Origin of the sequence: Rhizobium aouanii, from assembly GCF_037002925.1 — a bacterium.
Classification (GTDB): Bacteria; Pseudomonadota; Alphaproteobacteria; order Rhizobiales; family Rhizobiaceae; genus Rhizobium; species Rhizobium aouanii.
Genome location: NZ_JBAMYD010000019.1, coordinates 60,809 through 82,286, shown reverse-complemented (window position 1 = coordinate 82,286; position 21,478 = coordinate 60,809). Strand labels below are relative to the sequence as shown.

At 63.2% G+C, this 21,478-nt stretch carries 25 protein-coding genes, 1 pseudogene and 1 riboswitch; of the genes and pseudogenes, 14 read left to right on the top strand and 12 right to left on the bottom strand.

What is annotated here, in order from left to right; translation table 11 throughout:
- Positions 1 to 91: 91 nt before the first annotated feature.
- A complete protein-coding gene (locus tag V8P77_RS28375) occupies positions 92 to 451 on the bottom strand; it encodes an antibiotic biosynthesis monooxygenase family protein (protein WP_373694614.1) in 360 nt (119 codons plus the stop codon).
- A 98-nt stretch (positions 452 to 549) separates the two neighbouring features.
- Between V8P77_RS28375 and V8P77_RS28370 the strand changes: the two genes are divergently transcribed.
- Together V8P77_RS28370 and V8P77_RS28365 are read left to right on the top strand one after the other, a co-directional pair.
- Complete coding sequence (locus tag V8P77_RS28370) at positions 550 to 1,026, top strand: MarR family winged helix-turn-helix transcriptional regulator (RefSeq protein WP_335915410.1); 477 nt, start codon at positions 550 to 552, stop codon at positions 1,024 to 1,026.
- On the top strand, positions 1,007 to 1,540 hold the full coding sequence (locus V8P77_RS28365) for a cytochrome b (protein ID WP_335915409.1): 534 nt from the start codon (positions 1,007 to 1,009) through the stop codon (positions 1,538 to 1,540). Before V8P77_RS28370 ends, V8P77_RS28365 begins: the two co-directional genes overlap by 20 nt.
- A gap of 93 nt (positions 1,541 to 1,633) precedes the next feature.
- Here V8P77_RS28365 and V8P77_RS28360 read toward each other — a convergent pair whose 3' ends face one another.
- Together V8P77_RS28360 and V8P77_RS28355 are read right to left on the bottom strand one after the other, a co-directional pair.
- Complete coding sequence (locus tag V8P77_RS28360) at positions 1,634 to 2,323, bottom strand: VOC family protein (RefSeq protein WP_017961134.1); 690 nt, start codon at positions 2,321 to 2,323, stop codon at positions 1,634 to 1,636.
- A 259-nt stretch (positions 2,324 to 2,582) separates the two neighbouring features.
- On the bottom strand, positions 2,583 to 3,017 hold the full coding sequence (locus V8P77_RS28355; RefSeq protein WP_077978672.1) for a 6,7-dimethyl-8-ribityllumazine synthase: 435 nt from the start codon (positions 3,015 to 3,017) through the stop codon (positions 2,583 to 2,585).
- Positions 3,018 to 3,098: 81 nt separating this feature from the next.
- A riboswitch (FMN riboswitch) is annotated at positions 3,099 to 3,241 on the bottom strand.
- Positions 3,242 to 3,487: 246 nt separating this feature from the next.
- Between V8P77_RS28355 and V8P77_RS28350 the strand changes: the two genes are divergently transcribed.
- Together V8P77_RS28350 and V8P77_RS28345 are read left to right on the top strand one after the other, a co-directional pair.
- A complete protein-coding gene (locus V8P77_RS28350) occupies positions 3,488 to 3,934 on the top strand; it encodes an SRPBCC family protein (RefSeq protein ID WP_180694672.1) in 447 nt (148 codons plus the stop codon).
- A gap of 186 nt (positions 3,935 to 4,120) precedes the next feature.
- Entirely contained in the window at positions 4,121 to 4,429 is a 309-nt protein-coding gene (locus V8P77_RS28345) for a GCG_CRPN prefix-to-repeats domain-containing protein (protein WP_027668710.1), read from the top strand.
- A 115-nt stretch (positions 4,430 to 4,544) separates the two neighbouring features.
- On the opposite strand, the gene V8P77_RS28340 is transcribed toward V8P77_RS28345, so the two are convergent.
- On the bottom strand, positions 4,545 to 4,769 hold the full coding sequence (locus V8P77_RS28340) for a hypothetical protein (RefSeq protein WP_003541104.1): 225 nt from the start codon (positions 4,767 to 4,769) through the stop codon (positions 4,545 to 4,547).
- 217 nt (positions 4,770 to 4,986) lie between these two features.
- On the opposite strand from V8P77_RS28340, the gene V8P77_RS28335 reads away from it, so the two are divergent.
- The 5 genes from V8P77_RS28335 (at position 4,987) to V8P77_RS28315 (ending at position 10,100) form a co-directional block, all read left to right on the top strand.
- Positions 4,987 to 6,090: an adenylate/guanylate cyclase domain-containing protein gene (locus V8P77_RS28335; RefSeq protein WP_335915405.1), complete on the top strand. Its 1,104-nt coding sequence runs from the start codon at positions 4,987 to 4,989 to the stop codon at positions 6,088 to 6,090.
- 156 nt (positions 6,091 to 6,246) lie between these two features.
- Positions 6,247 to 7,215 carry an ABC transporter substrate-binding protein gene (locus V8P77_RS28330; RefSeq protein ID WP_335915404.1) on the top strand — a complete coding sequence of 323 codons (969 nt, stop codon included), beginning with the start codon at positions 6,247 to 6,249 and terminating at the stop codon, positions 7,213 to 7,215.
- A 19-nt stretch (positions 7,216 to 7,234) separates the two neighbouring features.
- The gene (locus V8P77_RS28325) at positions 7,235 to 8,239 is read left to right on the top strand and encodes a FecCD family ABC transporter permease (protein ID WP_335915403.1); all 1,005 of its coding nucleotides are present in this window, start codon (positions 7,235 to 7,237) and stop codon (positions 8,237 to 8,239) included.
- Positions 8,240 to 8,280: 41 nt separating this feature from the next.
- On the top strand, positions 8,281 to 9,273 hold the full coding sequence (locus V8P77_RS28320) for a FecCD family ABC transporter permease (RefSeq protein WP_373694616.1): 993 nt from the start codon (positions 8,281 to 8,283) through the stop codon (positions 9,271 to 9,273).
- A gap of 8 nt (positions 9,274 to 9,281) precedes the next feature.
- The gene (locus V8P77_RS28315) at positions 9,282 to 10,100 is read left to right on the top strand and encodes an ABC transporter ATP-binding protein (protein WP_335915401.1); all 819 of its coding nucleotides are present in this window, start codon (positions 9,282 to 9,284) and stop codon (positions 10,098 to 10,100) included.
- Here V8P77_RS28315 and V8P77_RS28310 read toward each other — a convergent pair.
- Positions 10,081 to 10,764, bottom strand: coding sequence for a class I SAM-dependent methyltransferase (locus V8P77_RS28310; protein ID WP_335915399.1), 684 nt, complete (start codon positions 10,762 to 10,764; stop codon positions 10,081 to 10,083). The two genes, V8P77_RS28315 and V8P77_RS28310, sit on opposite strands and share 20 nt — an antisense overlap.
- A 158-nt stretch (positions 10,765 to 10,922) precedes the next feature.
- Between V8P77_RS28310 and V8P77_RS28305 the strand changes: the two genes are divergently transcribed.
- Together V8P77_RS28305 and V8P77_RS28300 are read left to right on the top strand one after the other, a co-directional pair.
- Complete coding sequence (locus V8P77_RS28305) at positions 10,923 to 11,573, top strand: winged helix-turn-helix domain-containing protein (protein WP_335915398.1); 651 nt, start codon at positions 10,923 to 10,925, stop codon at positions 11,571 to 11,573.
- Positions 11,570 to 12,844 (top strand): MFS transporter, encoded by a 1,275-nt coding sequence (locus V8P77_RS28300; protein WP_335915397.1) that lies wholly within the window; start codon positions 11,570 to 11,572, stop codon positions 12,842 to 12,844. The genes V8P77_RS28305 and V8P77_RS28300 overlap by 4 nt, the downstream gene beginning before the upstream one ends.
- Here the strand turns inward: V8P77_RS28300 and V8P77_RS28295 are convergent.
- Together V8P77_RS28295 and V8P77_RS28290 are read right to left on the bottom strand one after the other, a co-directional pair.
- Positions 12,807 to 13,706 (bottom strand): LysR family transcriptional regulator, encoded by a 900-nt coding sequence (locus tag V8P77_RS28295; protein ID WP_335915395.1) that lies wholly within the window; start codon positions 13,704 to 13,706, stop codon positions 12,807 to 12,809. The two genes, V8P77_RS28300 and V8P77_RS28295, sit on opposite strands and share 38 nt — an antisense overlap.
- Positions 13,707 to 13,982: 276 nt before the next feature.
- The gene (locus V8P77_RS28290) at positions 13,983 to 14,906 is read right to left on the bottom strand and encodes a phytanoyl-CoA dioxygenase family protein (RefSeq protein ID WP_335915394.1); all 924 of its coding nucleotides are present in this window, start codon (positions 14,904 to 14,906) and stop codon (positions 13,983 to 13,985) included.
- Between the two features lie 97 nt (positions 14,907 to 15,003).
- Between V8P77_RS28290 and V8P77_RS28285 the strand changes: the two genes are divergently transcribed.
- The 3 genes from V8P77_RS28285 to V8P77_RS28275 all read left to right on the top strand — a co-directional run bounded on the left by V8P77_RS28285 (position 15,004) and on the right by V8P77_RS28275 (position 17,578).
- Positions 15,004 to 15,828 carry a helix-turn-helix transcriptional regulator gene (locus V8P77_RS28285; protein WP_335915393.1) on the top strand — a complete coding sequence of 275 codons (825 nt, stop codon included), beginning with the start codon at positions 15,004 to 15,006 and terminating at the stop codon, positions 15,826 to 15,828.
- A gap of 197 nt (positions 15,829 to 16,025) precedes the next feature.
- A complete protein-coding gene (locus V8P77_RS28280; protein ID WP_335915392.1) occupies positions 16,026 to 17,132 on the top strand; it encodes an AI-2E family transporter in 1,107 nt (368 codons plus the stop codon).
- Positions 17,129 to 17,578: a potassium channel family protein gene (locus tag V8P77_RS28275; RefSeq protein ID WP_335915391.1), complete on the top strand. Its 450-nt coding sequence runs from the start codon at positions 17,129 to 17,131 to the stop codon at positions 17,576 to 17,578. The genes V8P77_RS28280 and V8P77_RS28275 overlap by 4 nt, the downstream gene beginning before the upstream one ends.
- A 40-nt stretch (positions 17,579 to 17,618) precedes the next feature.
- Here the strand turns inward: V8P77_RS28275 and V8P77_RS28270 are convergent, their stop codons facing one another.
- From V8P77_RS28270 to V8P77_RS28250, 5 genes and pseudogenes are all read right to left on the bottom strand, one after another.
- Positions 17,619 to 18,641: an LLM class flavin-dependent oxidoreductase gene (locus tag V8P77_RS28270; protein WP_335915390.1), complete on the bottom strand. Its 1,023-nt coding sequence runs from the start codon at positions 18,639 to 18,641 to the stop codon at positions 17,619 to 17,621.
- A gap of 299 nt (positions 18,642 to 18,940) precedes the next feature.
- Positions 18,941 to 19,318 (bottom strand): hypothetical protein, encoded by a 378-nt coding sequence (locus tag V8P77_RS28265; RefSeq protein WP_335915388.1) that lies wholly within the window; start codon positions 19,316 to 19,318, stop codon positions 18,941 to 18,943.
- A gap of 146 nt (positions 19,319 to 19,464) precedes the next feature.
- Positions 19,465 to 19,647, bottom strand: a pseudogene (locus tag V8P77_RS28260) (IS66 family transposase); the annotation flags it as partial.
- A 38-nt stretch (positions 19,648 to 19,685) separates the two neighbouring features.
- Positions 19,686 to 20,567, bottom strand: coding sequence for a transglutaminase-like domain-containing protein (locus V8P77_RS28255; RefSeq protein ID WP_335915386.1), 882 nt, complete (start codon positions 20,565 to 20,567; stop codon positions 19,686 to 19,688).
- A gap of 81 nt (positions 20,568 to 20,648) precedes the next feature.
- Positions 20,649 to 21,362, bottom strand: coding sequence for a DNA helicase (locus tag V8P77_RS28250; protein ID WP_151517963.1), 714 nt, complete (start codon positions 21,360 to 21,362; stop codon positions 20,649 to 20,651).
- Positions 21,363 to 21,478 lie beyond the last annotated feature (116 nt).

Genomic DNA, 21,478 nt, shown 5'->3' with positions numbered 1-21,478 from the left:
TTCCGGCGAGCCGGAGGCCGAGATCATTCCGACGCTCGATGACTCAGCGTAAGCCTCGTTCCCTCCTCCTGCCATGCCTCTGCCGCTTTGCTTATGCCACGCAGATGCCCGGCACGGCGACCTTCTGGAAGAGGTGCGGGGAGGCGACCGCCGAGGACGGATAGGCCGAGAGCTTCGCTCGAAACTCCGGATGCGAGAATGCCGCACGGAAGTCGGCGGTCGATTCCCAGACGGCATAATTGAGATAAGCAGGACTTTCGCCGATGGCTCGATGCATCTGGGTCGAGATGAAGCCCGGCTGCCGTTTCATGAAGGCGGCATCGGCCTGCCAGGCATCAAGGAAGGCCTGCTCGTCGGCCTTGTCGAGGGTGAAGAGGTTGATGAGGACGATCGCGAAGGCATCGATCGCGATTTGGCGATCGATCGGGAAGGCAGGGTCCATCGGGCGCATGAGCGACTCCATCTGATTTGGTTACATGATGTCAATCTGGTAATATAGATACATATTCAATTTGACACTATGATGTCAATATAGCTATATGGTGACAAATGCGAGAACCCCAACGGACCCCGGCTGGAACAGCTTTGACCGACCTCATTCTGGATCTCTTCCGGCTCAACAACCGGATGATCAACGCGGGCGACAAGCTCGTCGACGGGCTCGGCCTGACCAGCGCCCGCTGGCATGTCCTCGGCACCGTCGTCACAGCAGGCCGGCCACAACCGGTCGCTTGGCTGGCGCGCGACATGGGGGCCAATCGCCAGAACGTCCAGCGCATCGTCAACGATCTGGAAAAGGAAGGGCTTCTGGCATTCCAGCCCAACCCGCATCACCGACGGGCACAGCTCGTCGTGCTGACCGAGAGGGGAAAACAGGCATATGAAACCGCTATGCACCTGCAGGCGCCCTGGGTCGACATGCTCTCGGAAGGGCTTCAGGTCGAGGATCTCAAAACCGCGCATGCCGTCATGAAGGCGCTGCGCAGCAAACTGGAAGGACATGGAGATGTTGAAGAGCAGGCCTGATCGCTATGGCGCAATAGCGGTCTCGATCCACTGGCTGAGCGCGGTTTTGATCCTGGCACTGCTCGGCTCCGGCTTCCGGGCCGCCAACGCCATGGATGCCGCGACCAAGGCAGGGCTGCTGCGTTTCCACATTCCGGTGGCGGTCGTCGTCCTGCTTCTCACGGCTCTTCGCATCGTCTGGTGGTGGCGTTTCGATCGCAAGCCTGCGCCGGTGGCGGCATCGCCTCGCTGGCAGGCGCGCCTGGCGGGCTTTGTTCACGTCGCCTTCTACATCTTCATTCTCGCCATGGTCGCCAGCGGCATCGGGATGATGATCCTCAGCGGGGCTGCTCCCGCCGTCTTCGGGGCAGCCGGCGCCACGCTGCCTGATTTCACCGCCTATCCGCCGCGTGGCCCGCATGGGTTCGGCGCCTTCCTGCTTGTCGGCCTGCTGGTCTTCCATGCCGGCGCCGCGCTCTACCACCAGTTCGTCCGCGGTGACCAGCTGCTGCGGCGGATGTGGTATGGCGGCTGAGATCCAGCCCCGCAGACCGGCGAGCCCGGCAAAGGAGCTGGACCCGTCGGGATGTTTTTCTCGAATGATGTCGCCGTCTGGCGCCGCCCTTGCCTATAAGGGTAGCTGCTTGCCGGCCTGTTCGCTGACCATGTATTCGGCGTACCAGTCCGGCCAGTTCTCGTCGTGTTTGCCGCCGTTTCGCTTCTCGTGTTCGCCGTGCGCGGTCGCCGCGCGGCGCATGGCTGACGCGAGATCGGTCGAGGTGGTGAATGTCGTCCCGTCGGCGTCGATGCGCCCCGGCAGGCGCGTGGTGACCTCCTGGAACAGCCAGCCGTTGCCATCGGGGTCCTTGAAGGAGGCGAAGGAGCGGTAGCTGCGGTGATCGGGATCGCGGCCGGCAATGCGGAGCCGCCCGAACAGATAGGGTTCGTCCTTGCCGGCATAGACGCCGGCTGCGTCATGGAAGACTTCGCTGACCTCGACGCCGCGGGCGATCAAGTCGCGGCGGGCGGCCTCGATGTCGGAGACGATAAGATAGAGCCCCTGGGCGGAGCCGGGGGCTGCGGCGGTGACGTTCTTGCCGAAGATGATCGCGCAGCCGGAGCCCGGCGGGGTAAACTGGATCACACGGAAATCGGCATCATTGGCGAAGTCGGCGTCGAGCCGCCAGCCCAGGCCGTCATAAAAACGTTTGGCGCGGTCGACGTCGGAAACGGGGATGACGACCACTTCGAGCTTGGTGTCGACGGGTTGTGTTCTCGGGGTTTCAATGGGGGTTTCGCTGCGCAGTGCATTGCTCATCTTAAGCTCCTTGGGTTCTGGATGTCTTGAGAATTGCGGACACGTGACGGGCCAAGTTGACCACGGCGCGGTGGGGTCGTCGAATCAATTATTCTGTCTGATTTGGCCGGTATTGGCGGATTCCGCTACGACACACGGCGCGTCGCTCTCGATTCGTGCGGTTGGTGAGGTCATGTCGATCCGATGAGGCGGCGGGGTCGGTTCCCCGCCACCTTCGTCTGTCGTCCTGCGGCTCGTCGAGCCGGCGTGCAGGAAGTTCCTACGCAGCGAGAGCGGCGCGGGTTTTGCCGATCGTCAGAGCCGCCTTTGCTGCCTCGCGCCCTTTCTCGACGAAATGCGCGCGGTAGATCTGCTTGTGGTGTTCGGTTTCCTGATACTGATGCGGCGTCAGCGAAACCGACAGCACCGGCACACCGGTATCCATGCCGGCGCGCATCAGCCCATCGACGACGGCCTGGGCGACGAATTCGTGGCGGTAGATTCCGCCGTCGACGACGAAGGCGGCGGCAACGACAGCGGCATAGCGTCCGGTTGCCGCAAGATCGCGCGACAGCAGCGGCATCTCGAATGCGCCGGGAACATCGAACACATCGATCTGCTCGGGCGGAATAAGCTGATGGAAGCCATCTAGCGCGCGGTCGACGATATCGGCGTGCCAGCTGGCTTTGACGAAGGCATAGCGGGTGGGTGTCATGGTAATCTCCTTTGGCGAACAGACGACACATCACCCAAGGCGATCACGAACGTCCCCGACAGCCGCAAAGGCGGCGGGAACGCACGTTCTCTTTCATCCGGACTATGACCGTCGGCTCAGGCATCTCACCTGATCTGCTGACCCTTCCTGAGAAGGCGCTCGCGGGCTCGCAATCGAAATTGCATACCGCCGGTAGGGACTTGCACCCCGCCCTGAGAACGGCGCGAACAATAGGGGGAAGGTGACGGGCTGGCAATAGGCCGAAATGCTTCGCGACTAATGCTGGATCAGCGCTCCCGACGCGGCGATTTCGCTTGTTCGTCGATCGCAACGGGCAAGCCCTCTTGCGGAGGATGGGCTTGCGCTTACATGCTGTGCGTGAGGACATTCACGTCAGAATAGCACGGCAAGACAGGCTGCGCCGTCTCCACCGGAGACGGGCAGGGCCGTGGAAACCATGGGAGAGAGAGATGCAAGACCCCTTTGTCGTCCACCGCGAGGCGCATATCGCGGCGCCGCCGGCTGCGGTGTTCGCGTTGATGACCGACCCGGAAAAGATCCTGCGCTGGATGGGAACGGAGGCGCAGGTCGAGCCGCAGCCCGGCGGGCTCTATCTCGTCAACGTTACCGGCGCGCGCTTTGCGCGCGGCTCGTTTCGCGAGGTGGTGCCGGTTCATCGCCTTGCCTACAGCTTCGGCTGGGACGGCAGCGAGGTGGTGCCGCCGGGGTCGAGCCTGGTCGAGATCGACCTGATCGAGCAGGGGGGCGGAACGCTGCTGCGGCTCACCCATAGCGGCCTGCCGAGCGCCGAGCAATGCGCCGGCCATGCGGAAGGCTGGGCACATTATCTCGGACGGCTGACAGAGGTTGCCGCCGGTCGCGATCCGGGTCCCGATCCTTTTTACGGCAGGACATGAACAATTTTTTGCGGGCGGCGGGGCATCTCTGAAGCGCTTGCCGTTGCGACAATAGCGGTCGGCGAGCGCTCGGACCAGCCGTGCGGAAGCGCTCCTTTTGCTCCCGCAAACATGAACGCGCAGTTCATCTCCAGTTCAATTTGGCGGTCATAAGGTGTGGACGGCTGGATTGAAATGGAGTTCTCGATGAAGGCACTTTCTATCGCGGCTGCCTTGCTCGCTGGCAGCCTCTCGTTCGGCACAGCGCAGGCGATGCCGATGGGGACAATCAATGTCCAGAGCAATATCACAAAGGTCGACTACGCCTGCGGTCGCGGCTGGCATTTGACGCGCTGGGGCGAATGCCGACGAAACTGGAGACGCCCGCCGCCGGTAGCCTTTTACGGCGGCCCGCCCCGCTGGGGCTGGGAGCGGCGTCACCGGGATTGGGATGGTCCGCGCTGGCGCCATGAGCGGCGTTGGGATCGCGACCGCCGTTGGCGGGATGATGACTAAGGGTCTCGCTTAGTTGTAGATGGACGAAGGCCGGAGCGATTTTTCGCCCGGCCTTTTCTGATGAGACAGCTTCGCGACGCTGACCGGCAGCGTCCTCCTGATTTGTCCGATACGGTCAGATCCTGCTGACGAGCCAGTACTTGTCGTCGATCAGTTCTTCGAGCTCGACCGGATCCTTGACGCCAAATTCGAACCATTCGACGAGTTCCTTCGCCTTGCGGCTGCTCTCCTCCGCCGTCAGCTCGACCTGATATCTTTCGCACCATCGCCGAAGGATCGACGTCAGCAGCGTCATGTCATTCCCATCCAACGGATCTTTCGGCCAGAATATCGTGCCCATCGTACCCCTCAATCACACGATGACGAACGACCCCATAATGGAATCAAAGTCGCGCAAGTTTAAAGTGTTTATTTTTTGTTTTCCACCGCGCTGAATGGTTTTCGACAGCTGATGCGGACGGCTTTTGCGAGGCGACAGGCCGAGTCGCTGGAAACGTCTCCACGATCACCCCGGGGATGTCCTTGCGGACGTCCATGTGGGCGTGCGATGTTAAGCGATGGATCTGCCGTCTCCCCTTGCCTGGTTGGTTGACGAGGCCGGAGCCTCGCCTGGTCCCGAACGGTTTTTGGCCGAGCTCGGGCGCCGGCTGCTGGCCGACGGACTGCCGCTTTCCGGCGGCACGCTGACGCTTTCGGTGCCGCATCCGATCATTGCGCGGCGCACCTGGTTGTGGAGGGCCGAGACCGGTGCTGTCATCGAGGCGCTGGCCTTTGCCGCGGCTCCGCAGAGCGAGGCCGGGCGCGACTGGCTGACCGGGCTCGGGCCGGTATGGGAGGAGCGAATAGGGCCTTCGCAGGATAGTCCCATGCTCGGCTGGGCGGGTATCGACAACCGGGCAGGGGCGGGCGCATTCGCTCCGGTTGAAGCCGACCGGCTGCGCGAGGTCGCGCGTTTTGCCGCCGCGCCGCTCGCAGCGCTCGCGGCGCGGGAGGCGCGGGCAGCCCTGCTCGAAGCGTATCTCGGCCGGCGTAGTGCCGCCCGGGTGCAGGCCGGCGAGCTTGCCCGCGGCACCGGCGAGACCATACGTGCCGCTCTTCTCTGCGCCGATCTGCGCGATTTCACCGCGCTTTCGGAGGTGACGGAGCCGCACGCGATGATCGCGACGCTCGACGCATGGTTCGACCGCGTCGCAGGCGCCGTGCATGCTTTCGGCGGCGAGGTGCTGAAGTTCATGGGCGACGGCGTGCTGGCGATCTTTCCGGTCACGGCTGCGTCGGTCGAGGCAGACGCTGCCCGAGGGGATCGCGAGGCCTGCGAGGCCGCCCTTCGTGCGGTTGCCGCGAGCCGTGCCGGCATGGCCCATCTCGACCAGGTGCGCCAAGCGCAGGGGCTGGCGCCGCTGCCCTTCGGCGCAGCATTGCATTTCGGCGAGATCCTGTGGGGGAATATTGGTGCTGCCGACCGGCTGGACTTTACCGCCATCGGCCCCGCGGTCAATCTGGTCAGCCGGCTGGAAGGGCAGTGCAAGCCGCTCGGCCGAAGCGTGCTGATCTCAGGCGCGGTGGCAGCAAATACGGCGACGATACTGACACCGCTCGGAGAGCACACCTTGCGCGGCATCGCCGACCCTTGCACGGTCTTCACCCTGCCGGAGGATTGAGCCGTCAAAAGGACACTGCCCGATGGTGCCGGATATGTGACGGTTTCTCCCAGCCGCGACTTTGTCTATCCGGGAAATTGCATCCAAAAATCATGATTGTAACACTCCGCTTTTTTGGTTAAAGCCTGTCCGCACATTGGACGGGAGGTTTCAAATATGGCTCGATACAAACGCACATTTTTCTCTGCCCTGGGGCTGTCGGCACTGCTGATGGCAGGGGCCACTTACGCCGATGACGACAAAAAAGTCTCGATCGTGGATGACCGCGGCGTTACGGTGGAAGTCCCGGCACAGCCGAAGCGGATCGCCTCGATTTCCTATTTCGCCGATGACGTCGCCCTGGCGCTCGGTATCAAGCCGGTCGCCAGCACCTATATGACGGCAGGCCGCGAGCCTGCCTTCCTGCTTGGCCTCACCTCTGAGATGAAGCAGATCGGCCAGCGCGCCAAGCCCAATCTCGAGCTTCTCTCCGAGGCGAAGCCGGATCTCATCATTGCGATCCGCCGCTACACGGTCGGCAACGCGGCGCAGCTTCAGAACATCGCACCCTATGTCGCCTACAACATGGAACTGCTCGAAGAGAGCTACAGCGAAACCGCCGCCCTTTCGAAGCTGCTCGGCAAGCCTGAACGCGGCGAGCAACTGAACGCCGATTTCCGCAAGCATCTGGCAGAATTTGCCGCCAAGGCGCCGAAGGATATTCATCCGCGCTTCATGATCATGTGGGGCGGCGCAACGCCTTTCGCTTTCCACACGGAAAACACGTCGGCCTCGATCGTGGCGGCGATTGGCGGCGACAATGTTCCTGGGCCGAAGACCCCGGGCGGCGAGTTCGGCATCGATCTCAGCCTGGAAACGATGCTCGAAAAGGACCCGGAGGTTATCTTCGTCTACGATTCCGGCCCGGATCGTCCGCACGAGAGCAACCCGATCTGGTCGCAGCTGTCTGCGGTGAAGAACAACCGCGTCTTCTATGTCGGCGACCAGTGGGTCGAGACCAATGGCCCGATCGCCCGCCAAATCGTGCTGCGCGAGGCCGCACATTATCTCTATCCCGACACGTTCCCGGCCGTCGACGTCAAGGCGGAAGCCGCCAAGCTGATCCCGGCCGAAGTGCAGAACTAAAGTCGGGACAATATCTGCGATGAGCCCCCGGCAATCCTTCCTGGCCATAGGGCTCATTGTCGTCGCCGCTGTGCTGGCGGCGATGCTCGGGCTGCTCGTTGGCGCCAAGACGCTTTCGGTCGAGACCGTGCTGCGCGTACTGCTGGCGCCTGATGGCAAGATCGACTCCATTCTCGTCTGGACGCTGCGTCTGCCGCGCAGTCTGGCGGCGGCGGCCGGTGGGGCGGGGCTTGCCGTTTCCGGCTACGTGCTGCAGACGTTGACACGCAATCCACTGGCCGATCCCGGCATTACCGGCGTGACCTCGGGGGCGGTTGCGCCGATCGTCTGCTGTTTCGTCTTTCTGCCCTGGCTTTCGCCGGCCTATTATCCCTTTATCGGCCTTGCCGGCGGGCTCGCGGCTGCCTCGGTGACATTCTGGGTGTCGCACGGCGGGCAGGGGCGGCCACTGCAGCTTGCGCTCGGCGGCGTCAGCGTCTCGCTCTTCCTCGGCGCGATCACCACCTATGTGCTTTTACTGACCGGGCCGCAATCGGCATCGCTGCTCTTCTGGCTGGCTGGCGGCTTCCAGGGGCGCACCTGGTCGCATCTTCTTTACATGCTGCCTTGGACGGTCGCCGGCGTCGTCGGGGCGCTGGTTCTGCGGCGCGTGATCGGCATGTTCATGCTGAGCGATCACGCGGCGGCCGGCATGGGCCTGCAGCTCGGCCTATGGAAGCCGCTCATTCTCATTCTTGCCGTCATTCCGGTCGCGGGCGTCGCGCCGATCGCCGGACCGGTCGCTTTCGTCGGTCTTGCCGCTCCTCATATCGCCCGGCTGCTCAAACCGGGCGGCACGGGATGGGAGATCGGGTTGAGTGCCGCTCTCGGCGCGCTGATCGTGACGGTCGCCGATGTTTTTGCGCGTAGCATCGCTATCCCGCGTGAGTTGCCGGTCGGCATCGTCACCGCATTGCTTGGTGGTCCGCTCTTCATCTATCTCGTCCAGCGCGGGCGGCTGAGTCTTGCAGGTGAGGCGCCATGAGCGCCCGTGCGTCGATATCGGCCGGTTCGGCAAGCCTCGGCATGGCCGCCGCGCTTGCCGTATTGGCGGTCCTTTCGCTTGCGGCGGCGGTATTCCTCGGCGTCGCCGATATTCCTATAGCCGATGTCGCGGCCGTTCTGACCGGCGGCGGCTCGGCGGAAGCGCGGCTGATCATCCTCGATATCCGGCTGCCGCGCATCGCCACCGGCATTCTGGCCGGCATCCATTTTTCGCTGGCGGGATATCTGCTGCAGACGATCACCCGCAATCCGCTGGCCGATCCGTCGCTGATGGGCGTGTCGCAAGGGGCGACGCTCTCCGTCACGATCTTCCTGCTGTTCACCGTCTATATCTTCCAGCCCGGCTCGAACACGCTTGCCGAGCTGCCGGTCGCCTGGCTGCCCGCTGCCGGGCTCGCCGGCGGCATGCTCTCCGGCGGCGTCATCTACCTGCTGGCCTTTCGTCTCGGCTTGAGTGCGCTGCGCATCACGCTTTGCGGCGTGGCGGTCGGCGCGGTGCTGCATGCGCTGGCGATCGGCCTCATCGCCGGGTGGGGGTCGGCCCGCATCGAAATCATCCTCGAATGGCTGTCGGGCAGCCTTTACGCCCGTAGCTGGGATCATGCCCTGTTCCTGCTGCCGTTCACGATTGCCGGGCTGGCTGTGCTGCCGATTATCTATCGACCTTTGATGCTGCTGCAGTTCGATGCGCCCGTCGCCCGGTCATTCGGTCTTGCGTACCGTCGGCAGTTTTCGACCGTGCTCGTCGTCTCGTGCGCGCTTGCGGCGAGCGCCGTCGGGGCGGTCGGCCCGATCGTCTTCGTCGGGCTCATCGTGCCGCACCTCGCGCGTTTCCTGGCGGGGCGCAATTTCATGCTGTCGCTTGCCCTGACGATCCTGCTCGGCACCATCATCGTCACGCTCGGCGATCTGATCGGCCGGCTGCTCGGGCAGGCCGAGGAAATTCCGATCGGAGTGGTCACGGCCGTTTTCGGCGTGCCGCTTCTGCTCGCGCTGCTACGCAAAACCATGTGAGGCCGAATATGCCATTGTCCTGTTCAGACCTCTCGGTCACGTACGGCCAGCGAAAGGCCCTCAGCAATTTCAGGCTTTCGCTGGAGAAGGGCGAAATTCGCGCGCTGATCGGCCCGAACGGCTCGGGCAAGAGCACGGCGCTGCACGCGCTGGCAGGCCTGATTAGACCGGCGGAGGGTAGGGCGTTGCTGGATGGCGTTGCCGTCGCCTCGATGTCGCGGCAATTGCTGGCGAGGAGGCTGGCATTCCTGCCGCAGCAGCCGGCCGCACCGGACGAGATGACTGTCGCCCAGCTCGTCCGGCAAGGCCGCTATCCGCATGTCGGTCTGTTCCGCTCCTATGACAGCCGCGACGAGAAGGCGATCGAATGGGCGCTCGAAAGCACAGGACTTACAGGACTTGCCGATCGCAGCCTTCGGGAACTGTCCGGGGGCGAGCGGCAAAGGGCGTGGATATCAGCCGCCCTTGCGCAGGAAGCGGAGATCCTGTTGCTCGATGAGCCGACGTCCTTCCTCGATATCGGCTACCAGGTCGAAGTGCTTGACCTGGTGCACCGTCTGAGCCGGGAAAAGGGCGTCACCGTCGTCATGGCGATCCACGACATCAATCAGGCAATCGCCGTCAGCGACCGCATCTCGCTGCTCGAAAAGGGACAGCTCAGATTTGACGGCGCACCGCACGAGTTGGCCGAATGCGACCTGATCCAGCAAATCTTCCGCGTCAGGGGCCGCTTCGTCCAGGTCGGTCCGGACAGCCCGCCGCATTTCGACGTCGAGCTCATGAGGCTTCAGCGATCCGAAACGGAGATTAGCGCTTCACCAGCCTGAAGACGATTTTCGTCTGCGTGTAGTAATTCAGCGCATCGGCGAAATCAGGCGTCCAGCCGTCTGCGACGAAGGGAATGAAGCCGTCATATTCGAGCTTGCGGGCGGAGACGTCGAAGCCCGCCTTTTCGAAGGCGCGGCCATAATCGGTGATCGACCGGTCCTGGACGACGGTGTTGGTGCGGTTGGCGACGAGCTCGCGCCATTTCGGCCAGAGCGGGTTGTCGGTATGGCATCCCGTCACCGCATAATAGACGCCGCCTGGCTTCAGTGCCCGCCAGATCTCGGAGGCGTGGGAGTCGATATCGGGAACGAGGTAGATGACCTCGTGGCTGATGGCCAGATCGAATTCCTCAGCCCAACCTTCCAGCCGGCCGCCGACCTGGTGCTGGATCGGCAAATTGCCTTTCAGCGTCTCCGCCTTGGCGATCGAGGTTTCGGCGATGTCGATGCCGAGCGCCTTGCGGAAGGGGCGGATCGCATAGAGATGGCGCAGCAGGCCGCCCTGATTGCAGCCGAAATCGAGCACGCTCTTGTCCGTCAGGTCCCGCTCGAGAATGAGGCCGATCAGGTGGCGCCAGATGGGCGCATGTCCATCGGCCATCCGGTCTTCGGCGTCGGGATCGATATACCACGTGCCGATGTTTTTCTGCGCGTCCTCAGCCATCCTCTTGCCCCTCGCATCATGCCGATCACGGTGATGGTCTAGGATGCGTGGTCATGCTTGGCTAGATCAAAAGCCGGTTTTCGAGCGCCTTCCACAACCGTCAGATATTTTGCAAAGAAAACTTTGCAAAGATATGTTTGCGATTATATGCTTCGGGCATGAAACATCCGCACACTAAACCTGCCGCAGATGCCGCCGCTGCCCGCACCGTCAGCCGGGTCGTGCCTGAGCCGACCGCGCTGAAGGCGCTGGCGCATCCTGTCCGGCTGCGCATGCTCGGCATGCTCAGGATCGATGGGCCTGCCACGGCGACGCAGCTTGCCGCGCGGCTCGGCCTGAACAGCGGCGCGACGAGCTATCATCTGCGCCAGCTTGCCCAATACGGCTTCATCGAGGAGGCGCCGCATGCCTCGCGGCGCGACCGCTGGTGGCGCGCCAGCCACGAGCTGACCTCGGTGCCGGCGAGCGAAGCCGAAGGGGAGGCGCTCGATCTCGACATCGCCTTCAACCAGGCCGCACTCTCGCTGCAGGTCGGCCAGATGCAGCAGGCGCTGGAGGAATATGCCGAGCTGCCGGCCGAATGGCGCAAGGCGACGGCCGCCGACGACATCATCATCCCGATGACGGCTGATCAGGCCGAGGCCCTGACGAAACGGCTGCGTGACATCATCATGGAGGCGATGCGGACGGCCCCAGCGCTCGGGGAGGCGGCATCTCGGGAAGCCGGCATGGTTCCCTTTTATGTCATGCTGCACGCCTTTCCCTATCCGGGGCGCCTTCCGCATCGCGAAGGGGAGGACAAGCCGTGAGACGGGGCCGGCCGTTCCTGGCGCTCGCGGCTGCCGAGACGTTTTCGCTCTCCGGCACGCGGCTTTCGACCATCGCCATTCCGTGGCTGGTGCTGAGCACGACGGGCAGCCCCGTGTTGACGGGGCTGACGGCGATGATGGAGATGCTGCCCTATGTCGTCGCCAAGGCGCTCGGCGGACCGCTGATCGACCGCGCCGGCGCCAAGAGCATCGCCATCATCTGCGACACCGCTTCGGTGCTCGTGGTCGCTCTGGTGCCGCTTCTCGATCTCTTCGGCATGCTCGGTATGCCGGTGCTGCTGCCGCTCGTCTTTGCCATGGGCGTGCTACGCGGCCCCTCCGATGCGGCCAAGCAAGCGATGGTTCCCGATATCGCAACACTCGCCAATGTACCGCTCGAACGAGTGACTGGCGTTGCGAGCGCCATCGAGCGGCTGGCCTCGACGGCGGGTGCGGCCGGCGCCGGCGCTTTGATCGGGCTGATCGGCCCCGGCCAGGCGCTGCTCGTCAATGCCGCCACCTTCGCCGCCGCCGCACTGATTGTTGCCGCGGGCATACCGGGGACGCGGCGCGCGCCTGCGCCCGAAACTCGACCGGTCGAACGGGCTTCCTATATCGAGGATCTGCGCGAAGGCTGGCGCTTTCTGCGCGGCGATGCCGTGCTCATTAGCATCGCCTCCATGGTGGCGATCACCAATCTCTTCGATCAGGCCTATCATGCCGTGTTGCTGCCGGTCTGGACACGGGATGCCGGCCATGGCCCGGAGCTGCTCGGTGCGATGTTCGCCACCTTCGCCGGCGCCTCGATCGCAGGCGCGGCGATTGCCGCGGCGATCGGCGAGCGCATGCCGCGACTGATGGTCTATACGGTGGCCTTCCTCCTGACCGGTTTTCCGCGCTTTCTCGTTCCCGCGCTGGATGCGCCGATCGGCCTCGTCTTTGCGACACTCGCCATCGCAGGCTTCGCGTCGGGCTTCCTCAACCCGATCCTGTCGGCGGTCATCTTCGAGCGCATCCCCAAGCCGCTGACCGGCCGCGTCACCGCATTGAACGCCGCCCTCTGCTTCGCCCTCATCCCCTTCGGCGGCCTCGCCGGCGGCGCGCTGATCAGCACGCTCGGCCTTGCCGCGGCGCTATTCCTGATGGGGATTGCCTATCTCGCGGCAACGCTTGCGCCGCTGACGCTGAAGAGCTTTCGCGGGTTTGACAGGGCCTCGTCTGAAGTGTCCAGCTCTAGCCGCGCCCAAGCTCCTCGACGATCAGATCGATGAAGCGGCGGACACGTGGTTCCAGCAGGCGCTTGTCGGGATAGAGCGTAACGATCTTTGCGTCGTCGGTTTCGAAGTCGGCCAGGATCTGCCGGAGGCGGCCGGCGGCGAGATCGTCGGTGACGAGAAAATCGGGAAGCAGTGCGATGCCCAGCCCCGCCAAGGCGGCGTCGCGGATCGCCTCGCCGCTGTCGAGTCGCAGGCGGCTGCGGCCCTGCGCCTTGATCCAGGAACCGCCTTCCTCGCGAAAACGCCAGCCCTGCCTTTGATTGCGGCCGGCGAAGATCAGGCAGTCGTGGGCCGCGAGATCTTCGATTTCGCCCGGCACGCCGCGCTCGGCGAGATAGGACGGCGAGGCGCAGAGCCGCGCCTTATAGGTGGCGATCACGCGTGAGACCAGGCGGGTGTCCGTCGCCGTTGCGCCGACCCGGATCGCCAGATCGAAGCCCTCCTCGACAATGTCGGCCAGGCGATCGGTGAAGTTCACTTCGACCTGGATGTCGGGCCAGGCCCGAAGATATTTTTCAAGCAAAGGCAGCACGACGAGCCGCCCGAAAGCATCGGGAACGGTAAGCCGGAGAACGCCGCGCGGCGTGCTGTTCTGCCCCGCCACGCTCGCTTCCGCCTCTTCGACCGACACAAGGATCTGCAGCCCGCGCTCGTAAAACATCCGGCCTTCGTCGGTCAGGCTCAACGTCCTCGTCGTGCGGTTGAGCAGGCGCGCGCCGAGCCGGTCTTCCAGACGCGTGACAGCCTTGCCTGCCGCCGAACGGGACAGGCCCACGGCCTGGCCGCCGGCGATAAAGCTTCCGGCATCGACGACGGCCATGAAGATCAGAATATCGTTCAGGTTCGTACGCGGCATGAGGCAACTCGAGCGGTTCGGCTACATCCATAAGTCGGTCAGTCATGAGTCGATTCAAGGTTCCGACCATCAACGCCTAACGCGGTAGTAAGGTCCGACCGCTTCGCTTCTGTGTCGACATCCCTTCGTCAGCCATCGGACCGGCCGCCGGTCAACAAAGGTGGCCGGGCACGACAAAAAGGAAGGAAACGGACATGGCCGCGAATCTCGGCTAACGCGCGGCCGGCATCGACGTCAGACGATCGGGCTCTGCCGAATAGGCCCTGGAAAGCCGGATTACAGCATGTCGCCGAGGCTCCAATGGTTGTTCCAGCGGACGTCGATCTCGTCGTCGACATTCTGATATCTTATGTCGGTGGAGAGGCGCAGCCGCCGGCTGCGGTCCTGGTTGGTGGTCGAGGCGTGGATCATGTAGGGCGAGTGGAGCACCACGTCGCCGGCCTCATAATCGGCGGCGAGCCAGCGGGTGTCGAAGCGCTCCGCCATATCGGGCAGATCTTTCGAGATCCAGCCGCCTTCCGCCATATGGCGGTTATAGGCACTGACCCGCTCTTCCGCAGAAAGATCGCCGCTTGCGGCCTGGAACTCGGCCTCCATCCTGACGCCCAGCGCGTGCGAGCCTTCGAGATAGACCAGGCCGCCCATCTCGGTGGGGATGTCGCCGATCGGAATCCAGGCCGTCACCAGGCGGCTGGTGCCGCCGCGGAGATAGACGAGATCGTAGTGGGCGGGTGTGGCCGTCGGCGTTCCCGGCTGCACGAAACGCATGATCTTGCGCTTGTGGAGATAGGAGATGCCCTGCAGGAAATCATCCATGAAGCGGGCGAGCGGCGGTTGCGCGCAGAAGCCTTCATAGGCGGCCGAGCGGACAAGCGACATCAGGCGCCTGTCCGCCAGGCCTTTGTCGAAGCCATCGGCAGCCGCCAAGCCTAGCGAAAAATCGCTTCCGGGCTCGACCAGCCCGGTTTCGGCGAGGCGTTCGAAAACCCAGCGGCGGAAATCGATCACATCGGCCCGCGGCAGAAGGCCTTTCAGCCAGACATAACCATTGTCCTGGTAGCGGCGGCGGATGGCGTCGATGCCGATGCCGGGATCGGTCGGCGCGAGCCAAGCGATCCGCTCCGCGGGTAAGGTTCTGCCATTTGCGGCAAGAGGAAATTCCATCTTGCGAGCTTGTCTGACCTCCGCAGCAATTGACATTTCACTCCTCCGTCGCTTGAGTTGGCTTGTCACCAATTACCTGATCCGGCATGCCAACCGACATAGAGAAAATTCATAGCTGGACTTTTCGCTCACCATGAGAGACGCCGAGGCCATCTATCGAACGCCGCTCGGCGCGGCTGGTGGACTGGCAGTCACCGGCAGCGGCAGGCAGCATGCCCGCCGTGCGGTGACGGGCCGGAAACTACCGAGTTTCGCCGTCGTGCTGGTGGAGCGCGGGCAGGGTTGGCTGGAAACCGCCGCCACCGGCCGTATGAGCCTGACCGGACCTGCACTGTTCTGGCTGTTTCCCAACCGCCTGCATTCCTATGGCCCCGAGGAAGGCGGCTGGGACGAGTGCTGGGCGCTTTTCGAAGGGTCGTTCACGCGGGACTTCGTGAGGCTGAGGCTCATCGCCGAGCGACATCCGGTCGTCGGCCTGCATCATCTCGACGAGGTGGTGCGGCTCTTCGGCAAACTTCATGCCGATCTGCTCGACGATACCAACCTCGGGCAGGCCTCGGCGGCATTGATGCTGCATCGCATCGTCATATCAGCCGCCAGACAGGCAAGCGGCGCGGCCGATCGGCGTCAGGAAAGGCGAGATATGGCCGACATCGTGGAAACGCTACGGCGGCGGGCGACGCAACCGTTGGACCTCGCAGCCTTTGCCGCCGAGCACGGCATGTCTCCGGCCACGCTGCGCAGGCGGTTCACGCTCGAAACCGGACTGCCTCCCAAGGCATTTCAGCTTCGGGCGCGCATGGATCATGCCAAACAACTATTGGCAACCACCGACGAAAAGATCGAAACGATAGCCGCCATGATCGGCCTGGACGACCCGTTTTATTTTTCGCGGCTCTTTCACGAACGCGAGGGCTGCAGCCCTCGCGAATTCCGTGCGAGATATCCGCGGGTTTGAGAGACCGGCAGCGGCGGCCGTATCCCGTTTTCACGAAGTCATGTATGATGACGGGGCGTTGAGACGACCTTTCATGGCGTCGGCAAAATTTTCGCCGAACCACCAATTACGGCGAGTTACCGGCAGGAAGGTTTCGTTGTCCGATTGGGAACGTCCGGCTTCGCTCGTTCGCGAACGTTCCGGATCGGGAGGGGAAAATGACGTCCAGCGCATTGAACGCCGACCTTGCGTCGTCGAGACCATCCATCATCCATGCGGCGGTTCAATTGGGCCTCGTCGCGCTTCTGGTCTATGTCTGCGCCAGGATCATGTTGCCGTTCCTCGGCATTCTGCTTTGGTCTGTGATCCTGGCGGTCATGCTTAATCCCTTGCATCTGCGCCTGTCCGATCGGATCGGCAATCGGTGGTCGGCATTTCTCATCGGGATGGTCGGCATTGCCGTGGTGCTAGTGCCCATGTTCGTCGTGGTCACATCGCTTGGGTCTTCCATTTACTGGCTTGTTTCCGGCTTGCAGAACCACAGCCTGACGATCCCGCCGCCGCCAGCGTGGCTTGCCGACCTGCCGGTGATCGGAGCGAAGCTCTCGGAGGGCTGGTCGCTCACTGTCGCCAATCTGCCGTTGGCGCTCAGTCAATACGGCCAGATGCTGAGCAAGCCTGCTGCGTGGCTTGCATCTTTCGCCGGCGGGCTGGCTACTGGTGGCTTGTCCTTCGTTCTTTCCATCGCGATCGCCGCCGTGCTTGTCGCTTATGCCAAGGGTGCTGCGGCATTTGCCCTCCGTCTGCTGGAACTCATCACCAACAGCAAGGCGCGGGGTGCTCGGCTCATCCATCTGACTGCCGCAACGATCCGGGGAGTGGCGGTCGGCGTGGTCGGCGTGGCGGTGATCCAGTCGATGCTCGTTGGTCTTGGCTTCTTCGCTATCGGCCTTCCGGCGGCCGGTGCTCTGACGCTCGTCACGTTTCTCTTGGCAGTCGTGCAGATCCCGCCGCTGCTGTTGACGCTGCCCGTTATGGCTTATGTTTTTGCCACGGAAGCGGCAACACCGGCAATCATCTTCGCCATATGGTCTTTGGTCGCCGGGCTGAGCGACAATTTGCTCAAACCCTTGATGCTCGGCCGTGGATCGGACGTGCCAATGCCGGTCATCTTGGTCGGTGTCATCGGAGGGATGATAGCCGACGGCCTTCTCGGCATATTTGTCGGTCCCGTGTTGCTGGCCGTTGGCTTCGTGTTGCTGATGGAATGGCTGCATCAGCGCCCGGCCGAGGACGGCCCCGAGATCGAAGGTCCGACCCAATGATTACAGTTATTGGTCTCGGGCTGCTTGCGATGTCGATGTGCCTCGCACTGCAGGCGCTGGCTTCAGTGTTGGCCGCGCGTTATTTTGCTCACGCGCGGACACAACCCCTGGGCCGAAAGCCTCGGCGGACGATCTTCCTGCAATTCTCGGTCCTGATGATCGTCCTCATGCTGGGCAATATCTTGCAAGTCGCTTTCTGGGCGCTGTTATATCGCGCGCTCGGCGCCTTCGAGGATTTCGAAACGGCCATGTATTTTTCCGGCGTCACCTTCACGTCGCTTGGTTATGGCGACGTCGTGCTTGATGGCCGTATCCGGCTGCTTGCGCCGCTGCAGGCAGCCAATGGGCTGATGATGTTCGGGATTACGACAGCGCTCTTCTTCTCGGCCATCCAGCAGGCCATGGGGAGATTGGCCGCGGCAAATCCAGCCACGCATGAGCCGTAGTGTGCTGGAGCCGGCGAAGACAGCTCGCCGGGAACGAACATCAACGCCAACCCATCGCAGGGGCGACATGGGTGAGGATCGCTTCGATGACGTGGGCGTTGTAATCGACGCCGAGCTGGTTGGGGACGGTGAGCAACAGGGTATCCGCCTCGGCGATTGCCTCATCCTCGGCGAGTTGCTTGATCAGGGCATCCGGCTCGGCGGCATAGCTGCGGCCAAAGATTGCCCGGGTCTTCTCGTCGATGAAGCCGATCTTGTCCTCACCGTCGTTGCCGTAGCCGAAATAGGCGCGGTCGCGGTCGTCGACCAGCGCGAAGATGCTGCGGCTGACCGAGATGCCCGGCTGGCGCGTGTGGCCGGCTTCTTTCCACGCCTCGCGGTATGCGCGGATCTGATCGGCCTGCTGGACGTGGAAGGGCTCTCCCGTCTCATCATCCTTCAGCGTCGAGCTCTGCAGGTTCATGCCGAGCTTGGCTGCCCAGACGGCGGTGGCATTCGAGCTCGCGCCCCACCATATCCGCTCGCGCAGGCCCTCGGAATGCGGCTCGAGGCGCAGGAGACCGGGCGGATTGGGAAACATCGGCCGCGGGTTCGGCTTGGCAAACCCTTCGCCGCGCAGCACTTCCAGGAAGACTTCGGCATGGTGGCGAGCCATGTCGGCCTCGCTCTGGCCTTCGGGCGGGGCATAGCCGAAATGGCGCCAGCCATCGATCACCTGTTCGGGCGAACCGCGGCTGATGCCGAGCTGCAGGCGGCCGCCGGCGATGAGGTCGGCCGCACCGGCATCCTCGGCCATATAAAGCGGGTTCTCGTAGCGCATGTCGATGACGGCGGTGCCGATCTCGATCCGGTTGGTTCTAGCACCGACGGCTGATAGCAGCGGGAAGGGTGCGGCCAGCTGCCGGGCGAAATGATGCACGCGGAAATACGCTCCGTCAGCCCCTAGTTCCTCGGCCGCCACCGCAAGCTCGATCGACTGCAGCAGCGCATCGCCGGCTGAGCGCGTCTGCGATTGGGGCGAGGGCGTCCAGTGCCCGAACGAGAGGAAGCCGATCTTCTTCATGCTGATGCCGCACCTTGATCCGTTGTGTCTGGGGTCGACCGGTCATCGCACAGTTTCGGCCCGGAAGACAATCGGAACGGGATGGGTGCGGCATTGGATCAACTCCCGTCGACCTCTCCTCCTTCATCTTGTGATGGGCACAGGACCGGAGGAGCATGGATGACGTTCGCACTTTGCTTTTGCGATTGATGGATATGACGTAGCGACGAACTCCGAAAGCACAACAGGTGCGAATCGAAAACCCCCTGGTGAACCGCTATCTCGGGTCACTCGGCTGAGCTTGCTTTACGAAAGCGGCGCTAATTTCGCCCGAGCAGTTGCGACTCGGCTAGCTTGAGGATGAGATCCGAGTCCGATTCTGGATTGTGCACGAAACCGACAACTTTAGGCATGTGCGCAGCGACGTTGGTCACCCGGCGCACGCGAACGTGGTTGTCCTGAATCGTGTTGCGGACCTCGCCGCTGGGTAGGCCGCTGCGCACCAGGATCTCCAATGCGGCGGCCGTCTTTGCACGGCGCTTTATGGGAGCGGTGACGGTAAAGATTACAGCCTGCCCTTCCGGTACGACCTCAGCGAGAGCGACTTTCAAGCTGTTGATGAGCCGCACAACGGATTTGTCAAACCGCAGGCGAATCTTGGCAGCGGCGATGCGATCCATAATCTCCAGCTCGACCATGGACGTCTCGACTGCTGGCGGTCCTGCATTCATGCGAACATTTCCTCTCGACAGAACGACTCCTCATCGTCCAGCCGTGCAGAACCGAACTCCAATATACTGTAACACGCATTTATGTCAGCGGTTTAGCGCGGCGTAACGATCTACCTCTGAAAAGCGATCAGTGGCGCAGATCGTTCCTGTCGCCCGGCGAGGCGAGCCTGCGGATCAAGGCGTCGCAGGTCGGCCTCGATCCGACACAGTTCACCGATCCGTTTGACGCCGTCCTCGGCAATAGGTGCTGCTCCATTGCGTGTGATCTCCACCAGCTTGCGACGCGCGTGCGCGAACGCGTCATGGACCGACCGATGATAGTCCCATAGTGTGATCACGCGCCACCAACATTCTCCATCTGCTGCCGCACGCCGTTGAAGACCTGCGCCGGCACGCGCAGCCCGGCATCGTCCTGGCAGAGGGCCTGCAGCTCGCCGAAGCGTTGGTCTACGTCGACCGTCAGCGCGGCGAGACGATCGAAGCGCGCCAAGCCATCCGGAGATATTTCTTCCTCTGGCTGCGGCATCGCTCCCCAATTGTCCCAGGGAAGCATCTCCATGTTGTTGAGGGCGGCGAAGTCGCGCACGAGGTTCATGGCAATGAACCACAAACCGGACTCGTCGAAGATGCCGAATTTCCCAGGGTCGGCGGCGCCGGCGCGACAGCGCTGCCAGGTTTCGCCGGCGCTCTGGAATTTGCCCGGCGGCTGGTCGAGGGGATCGAAATCGAGCTGCAAGGCGGCGCGCTGAAGATCGTCGATCTGGAAATCCGCGGATACCCAGCGCTCTCCGTCCCAATATTCGGCGATCCAGTGATCGATGCCCTTGCCGGCCTCGAAATACATGCCGAAGCCGCAGCGGGCACGTGCCGGGACGCCCTGGGCTTTGAGTGCAGCGCAGGCGAGCACGGTGAAATGGCGGCACACGCCGATGCTGCGCTGCTCCGGTGGGCGCGGCATGTCGAGCGGGGCGGGATCGATCCCCATGATCGTATCGAGTATCTCTCGCGCCGGCCGCGTGTGTGACTGCGCCCTTCGCGTCGGGGTGAGCGGCTGATTGTAGCGCGGAGCCCAGGCTTCATGCAGCAGCGTGCCTTGCACGGCCGCAGCAACGGTTTCGACGCTCTTGAGCGCTGCAAGGGTGGGGGCATGCGACCCGGCCGATGTCATCTGGCCGGGGCGCGTGTAGAAATCGACAGGGCTCTCATATCCGCTCATGCCGGGCAGTATGATAAAACCAGACCAACGGAGCAAGGTCCCGCGGGCCATGCGTGAGGCCCGCGAGCGGATCACGGGTCCTTATCGCGCAGCCTGAAACGCCACCTGGCCGTTGTTCAGGAAGCACGTCTTGTCGAACAGTTTCAAGTCGAGCGGGTTCGGCAGCCTGATATCGGCGATATCAGGCAGGGGCTTTTGCGATCGCTCGTAGGATCGGTCGATCTGGGAGATGAAGACCACGATCAGGCCGCGCTCGCGTGCGAAAGCCTTCAGGGTGCGGACCTGGACGGAGAGTTCGGGGTTCTCCCGCTTCTGGTCGAGCAACTGGAGATAGTCGATGACGACGAGCGTGCCGCGCGAGGCGGAGGCCAGTCTCTCGGCGATATAGCCGGCGCTGATCGCGTCGGAGCCATCGAATTCGAACAGACGCTCGAATTGCGCCCGGTCGACGCCGATGGCGCGGAAGCGATCGGCAATATCCTCTTCCGTATATTCCAGCGAGAAGAACACACCGGGACGGCCTGATTTCATCGCCTCGACGGCGAGTTCGAGGCCCATCAGGGTCTTGCCGTGGCCGGGCCGGGCGCCGACGAGCAGGAGGTCGCCGGGCAGTAAGTGCGCAAACAGCTTGCCGGCGGGTGCTTCCGCCGCTGCTTTTGCCGCAAGCAGGCTCCAGCCGCTGTAACCCTCGTTTTGGGCTATGCGGTCGAGCGCCTGGTGCAAGGGTATGTCCTCGGCTCGGGAAAGCTTTCTGGCTTTACGCTTCAGGTGATAGATAGGCGCAGACATCTTCATTCATAAACCTCCTATTGCGAGCGGTTTCCGCAATCCCTCCTTATGCAAGATGCTCGAACAGTCGGTTCGGTTTCAGGTGGCCCCACATGAAGTCTGCTTTCCCGATGGAGGGGGGA

Excerpts from the sequence above, each read along its gene's own strand:
- V8P77_RS28375 (WP_373694614.1), bottom strand. The coding sequence starts at position 451 with ATGCGCCCGATGGACCCTGCCTTCCCGATCGATCGCCAAATCGCGATC.
- V8P77_RS28370 (WP_335915410.1), top strand. The coding sequence starts at position 550 with ATGCGAGAACCCCAACGGACCCCGGCTGGAACAGCTTTGACCGACCTC.
- V8P77_RS28365 (WP_335915409.1), top strand. The coding sequence starts at position 1,007 with ATGTTGAAGAGCAGGCCTGATCGCTATGGCGCAATAGCGGTCTCGATC.
- V8P77_RS28360 (WP_017961134.1), bottom strand. The coding sequence starts at position 2,323 with ATGAGCAATGCACTGCGCAGCGAAACCCCCATTGAAACCCCGAGAACA.
- V8P77_RS28355 (WP_077978672.1), bottom strand. The coding sequence starts at position 3,017 with ATGACACCCACCCGCTATGCCTTCGTCAAAGCCAGCTGGCACGCCGAT.
- V8P77_RS28350 (WP_180694672.1), top strand. The coding sequence starts at position 3,488 with ATGCAAGACCCCTTTGTCGTCCACCGCGAGGCGCATATCGCGGCGCCG.
- V8P77_RS28345 (WP_027668710.1), top strand. The coding sequence starts at position 4,121 with ATGAAGGCACTTTCTATCGCGGCTGCCTTGCTCGCTGGCAGCCTCTCG.
- V8P77_RS28340 (WP_003541104.1), bottom strand. The coding sequence starts at position 4,769 with ATGGGCACGATATTCTGGCCGAAAGATCCGTTGGATGGGAATGACATG.
- V8P77_RS28335 (WP_335915405.1), top strand. The coding sequence starts at position 4,987 with ATGGATCTGCCGTCTCCCCTTGCCTGGTTGGTTGACGAGGCCGGAGCC.
- V8P77_RS28330 (WP_335915404.1), top strand. The coding sequence starts at position 6,247 with ATGGCTCGATACAAACGCACATTTTTCTCTGCCCTGGGGCTGTCGGCA.
- V8P77_RS28325 (WP_335915403.1), top strand. The coding sequence starts at position 7,235 with ATGAGCCCCCGGCAATCCTTCCTGGCCATAGGGCTCATTGTCGTCGCC.
- V8P77_RS28320 (WP_373694616.1), top strand. The coding sequence starts at position 8,281 with ATGGCCGCCGCGCTTGCCGTATTGGCGGTCCTTTCGCTTGCGGCGGCG.
- V8P77_RS28315 (WP_335915401.1), top strand. The coding sequence starts at position 9,282 with ATGCCATTGTCCTGTTCAGACCTCTCGGTCACGTACGGCCAGCGAAAG.
- V8P77_RS28310 (WP_335915399.1), bottom strand. The coding sequence starts at position 10,764 with ATGGCTGAGGACGCGCAGAAAAACATCGGCACGTGGTATATCGATCCC.
- V8P77_RS28305 (WP_335915398.1), top strand. The coding sequence starts at position 10,923 with ATGAAACATCCGCACACTAAACCTGCCGCAGATGCCGCCGCTGCCCGC.
- V8P77_RS28295 (WP_335915395.1), bottom strand. The coding sequence starts at position 13,706 with ATGCCGCGTACGAACCTGAACGATATTCTGATCTTCATGGCCGTCGTC.
- V8P77_RS28290 (WP_335915394.1), bottom strand. The coding sequence starts at position 14,906 with ATGTCAATTGCTGCGGAGGTCAGACAAGCTCGCAAGATGGAATTTCCT.
- V8P77_RS28285 (WP_335915393.1), top strand. The coding sequence starts at position 15,004 with ATGAGAGACGCCGAGGCCATCTATCGAACGCCGCTCGGCGCGGCTGGT.
- V8P77_RS28280 (WP_335915392.1), top strand. The coding sequence starts at position 16,026 with ATGACGTCCAGCGCATTGAACGCCGACCTTGCGTCGTCGAGACCATCC.
- V8P77_RS28275 (WP_335915391.1), top strand. The coding sequence starts at position 17,129 with ATGATTACAGTTATTGGTCTCGGGCTGCTTGCGATGTCGATGTGCCTC.
- V8P77_RS28270 (WP_335915390.1), bottom strand. The coding sequence starts at position 18,641 with ATGAAGAAGATCGGCTTCCTCTCGTTCGGGCACTGGACGCCCTCGCCC.
- V8P77_RS28265 (WP_335915388.1), bottom strand. The coding sequence starts at position 19,318 with ATGGTCGAGCTGGAGATTATGGATCGCATCGCCGCTGCCAAGATTCGC.
- V8P77_RS28255 (WP_335915386.1), bottom strand. The coding sequence starts at position 20,567 with ATGAGCGGATATGAGAGCCCTGTCGATTTCTACACGCGCCCCGGCCAG.
- V8P77_RS28250 (WP_151517963.1), bottom strand. The coding sequence starts at position 21,362 with ATGAAGATGTCTGCGCCTATCTATCACCTGAAGCGTAAAGCCAGAAAG.